The following is a 5,438-nucleotide window of genomic DNA, read 5'->3' on the forward strand; positions in this document are numbered from 1 at the left end:
GTTCGGCGGCGTCCTACTCTCCCACACCCCCACGAGTGCAGTACCATCGGCGCTGGAGGACTTAGCTTCCGGGTTCGGAATGGGACCGGGCGTGACCCCTCCGCCAAAACCACCGAAACACCATCGAAGAAACCCGCAACACACCCCAACAACAGGGGCGGCGCTGGTTCTCCCAGAACCACACAGTGGATGCGAGACATCTCCATGGACAAGCCACTCGGCCTATTAGTACCGGTCAACTCCACCCCTCACAGAGCTTCCATCTCCGGCCTATCAACCCAGTCATCTACTGGGAGCCTTACCCCAACAAAGTGGGAGGGAGACCTCATCTAGGAACGAGCTTCCCGCTTAGATGCTTTCAGCGGTTATCCCTTCCGAACGTAGCCAACCAGCCATGCCCCTGGCGGAACAACTGGCACACCAGAGGTTCGTCCGTCCCGGTCCTCTCGTACTAGGGACAGCCTTCCTCAAGCCTCCTACGCGCGCGGCGGATAGGGACCGAACTGTCTCACGACGTTCTAAACCCAGCTCGCGTACCGCTTTAATGGGCGAACAGCCCAACCCTTGGGACCTACTCCAGCCCCAGGATGCGACGAGCCGACATCGAGGTGCCAAACCATGCCGTCGATATGGACTCTTGGGCAAGATCAGCCTGTTATCCCCGGGGTACCTTTTATCCGTTGAGCGACACCGCTTCCACCAGCCAGTGCCGGATCACTAGTCCCGACTTTCGTCCCTGCTCGACCCGTCGGTCTCACAGTCAAGCTCCCTTGTGCACTTACACTCAACACCTGATTGCCAACCAGGCTGAGGGAACCTTTGGGCGCCTCCGTTACCCTTTGGGAGGCAACCGCCCCAGTTAAACTACCCACCAGGCACTGTCCCTGAACCGGATCACGGTCCGAGGTTAGACACCCAGTACGACCAGAGTGGTATTTCAACAACGACTCCACCCGAACTAGCGTCCAGGCTTCACAGTCTCCCACCTATCCTACACAAGCCGAACCAAGCACCAATACCAAGCTATAGTAAAGGTCCCGGGGTCTTTCCGTCCTGCCGCGCGTAACGAGCATCTTTACTCGTAATGCAATTTCGCCGGGCCTGTGGTTGAGACAGCGGAGAAGTCGTTACGCCATTCGTGCAGGTCGGAACTTACCCGACAAGGAATTTCGCTACCTTAGGATGGTTATAGTTACCACCGCCGTTTACTGGCGCTTAAGTTCTGAGCTTCGCAACCCCAAAAGGGCCACTAACCCGTCCCCTTAACGTTCCAGCACCGGGCAGGCGTCAGTCCGTATACATCGTCTTACGACTTCGCACGGACCTGTGTTTTTAGTAAACAGTCGCTTCTCCCTGGTCTCTGCGGCCAGACAGCCCTAGCCCGCAAGGGGCTTCAAACCACCCGGCCCCCCTTCTCCCGAAGTTACGGGGGCATTTTGCCGAGTTCCTTAACCACAGTTCACCCGATCGCCTTGGTATTCTCTACCTGACCACCTGTGTCGGTTTCGGGTACGGGCCGCATGGACACTCACTAGAGGCTTTTCTCGGCAGCATGGGATCACCCTACTTCGCCTCAATCGGCTATGCATCAGGTCTCACCATTAACATTGGGACGGATTTGCCTACCCCAACTGGCTACACCCTTACACCAGTACAACCACTCACTGGCGGAGCTACCCTCCTGCGTCACCCCATCGCTTGACTACTACTGATTCGGTTCCCGCGCTCCCCAACACAACACCCCGAAAGGCATCATGCGGATCGGGCGGTTAGCATCACCAGCCTCGCCATGGGCGCATCCACACGGGCACGGGAATATCAACCCGTTATCCATCGACTACGCCTGTCGGCCTCGCCTTAGGTCCCGGCTTACCCTGGGCGGATTAGCCTAGCCCAGGAACCCTTGGTCATCCGGCGGCAGAGTTTCTCACTCTGCATTCGCTACTCATGCCTGCATTCTCACTCGCGTCACCTCCACAACTCGCTTACACGGCTGCTTCCACGGTGACACGACGCTCCCCTACCCACCCACACGACTGCACCCCCAACACAAAGTCAGAGGCGGATCAACTGTGTGAGTGCCACGGCTTCGGCGGTACGCTTAAGCCCCGCTACATTGTCGGCGCGGAACCACTTGACCAGTGAGCTATTACGCACTCTTTAAAGGGTGGCTGCTTCTAAGCCAACCTCCTGGTTGTCTCAGCGACCCCACATCCTTTCCCACTTAGCGCACACTTAGGGGCCTTAGCCGGTGATCTGGGCTGTTTCCCTCTCGACTACGAAGCTTATCCCCCGCAGTCTCACTGCCGCGCTCTCACACCCCGGCATTCGGAGTTTGGCTGACTTCGGTAAGCTTGTAGGCCCCCTAGGCCATCCAGTGCTCTACCTCCAGGGTGAAACACACGACGCTGCACCTAAATGCATTTCGGGGAGAACCAGCTATCACGGAGTTTGATTGGCCTTTCACCCCTACCCACAGCTCATCCCCCAGGTTTTCAACCCTGGTGGGTTCGGGCCTCCACGCCGTCTTACCGGCGCTTCACCCTGGCCATGGGTAGATCACCCCGCTTCGGGTCTAGAGCACGCGACTCAAACGCCCTATTCAGACTCGCTTTCGCTACGGCTACCCCACACGGGTTAACCTCGCCACGCACCACTAACTCGCAGGCTCATTCTTCAAAAGGCACGCCATCACCCGAAGGCTCTGACGGATTGTAGGCACACGGTTTCAGGTACTCTTTCACTCCCCTCCCGGGGTACTTTTCACCTTTCCCTCACGGTACTCGTCCGCTATCGGTCACCAGGGAGTATTTAGGCTTAGCGGGTGGTCCCGCCAGATTCACAGCAAATTCCACGAGCTCGCTGCTACTTGGGAACCCCATCGGGAGGCAGTGCACTTTCGTCTACGGGACTCTCACCCACTCCGGTCACGCTTTCCAGACGTATTCGACTAGCACACCACTTTCTGACTCCCCGCCAGGCTGGCAGACCTGACCGACGGGTCCCACAACCCCACACACGCAACCCCTGCCAGGTATCACACATGCATGGTTTAGCCTCATCCGCTTTCGCTCGCCACTACTCACGGAATCACGGTTGTTTTCTCCTCCTGCGGGTACTGAGATGTTTCACTTCCCCGCGTTCCCTCCACACACCCTATACATTCAGGTGCGGGTGACCCCACATGACTGGGGCCGGGTTTCCCCATTCGGACACCCTCGGATCACAGCTCGGTTGGCAGCTCCCCGAGGCCTATCGCGGCCTCCCACGTCCTTCATCGGCTCCTGGTGCCAAGGCATCCACCGTGCGCCCTTACTAACTTGGCCACAAAGATGCTCGCATCCACTGTGCAGTTCTCAAAGAACCAACGACCCACCACCACGACCCAGCACCACCCACCCCAACCACGCGGGACGGTATGACACACGCAGCAGCGCCGTCACGAACCTTCGACACCGAGACAACACACAACGTGTATTCCCTCAGGACCCAACAGCGTACCGACACGCACCACCAGCACAGCAACCACACCCCACGTTCCACACCCCACCCTCCCCAAGGAAGGATCGGCAGTACTAGCAGAGCCAGCCACCACACCAACAGCACTCAACCAGTGATTCCACTTGGCTAACGAGCACCACCAGCCAGACACACACGGCCTGGAACCAGTGGAACCCACCTCAACCACCCACAACAGGATGGTCACAGGGGATGCTCCTTAGAAAGGAGGTGATCCAGCCGCACCTTCCGGTACGGCTACCTTGTTACGACTTCGTCCCAATCGCCAGTCCCACCTTCGACCACTCCCTCCCACAAGGGGTTAGGCCGTGGGCTTCGGGTGTTACCGACTTTCGTGACGTGACGGGCGGTGTGTACAAGGCCCGGGAACGTATTCACCGCAGCGTTGCTGATCTGCGATTACTAGCGACTCCGACTTCACGGGGTCGAGTTGCAGACCCCGATCCGAACTGAGACCGGCTTTAAGGGATTCGCTCCACCTCACGGTCTCGCAGCCCTCTGTACCGGCCATTGTAGCATGTGTGAAGCCCTGGACATAAGGGGCATGATGACTTGACGTCATCCCCACCTTCCTCCGAGTTGACCCCGGCAGTCTCCCATGAGTCCCCGCCATTACGCGCTGGCAACATGGAACAAGGGTTGCGCTCGTTGCGGGACTTAACCCAACATCTCACGACACGAGCTGACGACAGCCATGCACCACCTGTACACCGACCACAAGGGGGCCCCCATCTCTAGGGGTTTCCGGTGTATGTCAAGCCCAGGTAAGGTTCTTCGCGTTGCATCGAATTAATCCACATGCTCCGCCGCTTGTGCGGGCCCCCGTCAATTCCTTTGAGTTTTAGCCTTGCGGCCGTACTCCCCAGGCGGGGCGCTTAATGCGTTAGCTACGGCACGGAACCCGTGGAAGGACCCCACACCTAGCGCCCAACGTTTACGGCGTGGACTACCAGGGTATCTAATCCTGTTCGCTCCCCACGCTTTCGCTCCTCAGCGTCAGTATCGGCCCAGAGACCCGCCTTCGCCACCGGTGTTCCTCCTGATATCTGCGCATTTCACCGCTACACCAGGAATTCCAGTCTCCCCTACCGAACTCAAGTCTGCCCGTATCGACTGCAAGCTCGGAGTTAAGCCCCAAGTTTTCACAGTCGACGCAACAAACCGCCTACGAGCTCTTTACGCCCAATAATTCCGGACAACGCTCGCGCCCTACGTATTACCGCGGCTGCTGGCACGTAGTTAGCCGGCGCTTCTTCTGCAGGTACCGTCACTTGCGCTTCGTCCCTGCTGAAAGAGGTTTACAACCCGAAGGCCGTCATCCCTCACGCGGCGTCGCTGCGTCAGGCTTTCGCCCATTGCGCAATATTCCCCACTGCTGCCTCCCGTAGGAGTCTGGGCCGTGTCTCAGTCCCAGTGTGGCCGGTCGCCCTCTCAGGCCGGCTACCCGTCGTCGCCTTGGTAGGCCACTACCCCACCAACAAGCTGATAGGCCGCGGGCCCATCCTGCACCGCCGGAACTTTCCACCACACCCCATGCGAGACATGGTCGTATCCGGTATTAGACCCAGTTTCCCGGGCTTATCCCAGAGTGCAGGGCAGGTTGCCCACGTGTTACTCACCCGTTCGCCGCTCGTGTACCCCGAAGGGCCTTACCGCTCGACTTGCATGTGTTAAGCACGCCGCCAGCGTTCGTCCTGAGCCAGGATCAAACTCTCCATAAAGGACTGTTTGATCACGCGCACACAACCCCACCACCCGCAGGCGGTGACCGGTGCGCAGTGTTGTTGCATCTCAAAGGAACCCCAAATCAATCGGGGGTATCCATCACTGGCATACATTCGGCACGCTGTTGAGTTCTCAAAGAACACACGCACACCCTCACCCGACACACAAACCGCATGTCCAAGATCCGGGGCGTT

At 58.6% G+C, this 5,438-nt stretch carries 3 rRNA genes; all 3 read right to left on the minus strand.

What is annotated here, in order from left to right:
* A 5S ribosomal RNA gene (gene rrf / locus BUE43_RS32400) occupies nt 1-117 on the minus strand.
* A gap of 87 nt (nt 118-204) precedes the next feature.
* Nucleotides 205-3,326: ribosomal RNA gene (locus BUE43_RS32405) — 23S ribosomal RNA — on the minus strand.
* 396 nt (nt 3,327-3,722) lie between these two features.
* Nucleotides 3,723-5,240: ribosomal RNA gene (locus BUE43_RS32410) — 16S ribosomal RNA — on the minus strand.
* Together the 16S, 23S and 5S rRNA genes form the textbook arrangement of a ribosomal RNA operon.
* Between the last annotated feature and the right edge of the window lie 198 nt (nt 5,241-5,438).

Source organism: Streptoalloteichus hindustanus (assembly GCF_900129375.1).
Lineage (GTDB): Bacteria > Actinomycetota > Actinomycetes > Mycobacteriales > Pseudonocardiaceae > Streptoalloteichus > Streptoalloteichus hindustanus.